1 protein-coding gene is annotated in these 926 nt (G+C 66.4%); it reads left to right on the top strand.

Translation table 11 applies throughout. From position 1 onward, the window contains the following. Positions 1 to 135: 135 nt before the first annotated feature. On the top strand, positions 136 to 915 hold the full coding sequence (locus tag AW273_RS00050; protein WP_062343960.1) for an IS5/IS1182 family transposase: 780 nt from the start codon (positions 136 to 138) through the stop codon (positions 913 to 915). Positions 916 to 926: the final 11 nt, after the last annotated feature.

The raw sequence follows: 926 nt of genomic DNA on the forward strand, positions 1-926 counted from the left end.
AGCCTTTTTCATCCCTCGTGGCGGGAGAGCTGGTCACAGCATGATCGCGGTGTCGGAGCTTGCCCTATGACGCAGTGAAGCCCCTGGTAGACGGGTTGATCACCACAATCCATCCGCCACTACCAGGAGCTTCGGGTGTTGTTCTATCGCGCTTCCGTCGATTTGTCGCGTTCAACGCTGAACTACGTGGCCGGGATCATCCGCCGGCGGCGCAAGGCGATCGGGTCGGTGTGGCGGGCGCTCAACCCCGGCCAACAGGCGCTCCTGGTCCTGGTCCACCTGCGTAAGGGCGAGACATACGCCCAGCTCGCGGCAGGTTTCGGCGTGTCGGCGGCGACCGCTTGGCGGTATGTCCAGGAGGTGGTGAAGCTGTTGTCGGCCCGTTCTCCGAAGCTGGCGGCGGCGCTGCGTAAAGCCGTCAAGGACGGGCGGCGGCACCTGATCCTGGACGGCACCCTGATCCGTACCGACCGGGTGCGGGCCGACCGGCCGTACTACTCGGCCAAACACCGTATGCACGGGATGAACATCCAGGTCATCGCCGGTCCCGACGGCGACCTGGTGTGGACGTCGGGTGCGCTGCCGGGCAAGACGCACGACCTGACCGCGGCCCGGATCTGGGGCATCCCGCGCCATCTGCGGGCGGCCGGGATCCTCACCCTGGCCGACAAGGCCTACCAGGGCATTCACAAACAAGCGGCGGTGGTGCTCACCCCGTACAAGGGCAAGAACAAGCCCGAACCGCAGAAGGCGGCCAACCGGGCCCACGCCCGGCTACGCGGGCCGGGAGAACGCGCGAACGCCCAGCTCAAGAGCTGGCGCATCCTGCAACGGTTACGGTGCAGCCCGTCCAAGGCCGGTCACCTGGTCAAGGCCATCGCCGTCCTGCAAAACCACCGGGTCACCCGAGGATGAAAAAGGCTCAG

This window comes from Herbidospora yilanensis, assembly GCF_001570565.1.
Classification (GTDB): Bacteria; Actinomycetota; Actinomycetes; order Streptosporangiales; family Streptosporangiaceae; genus Herbidospora; species Herbidospora yilanensis.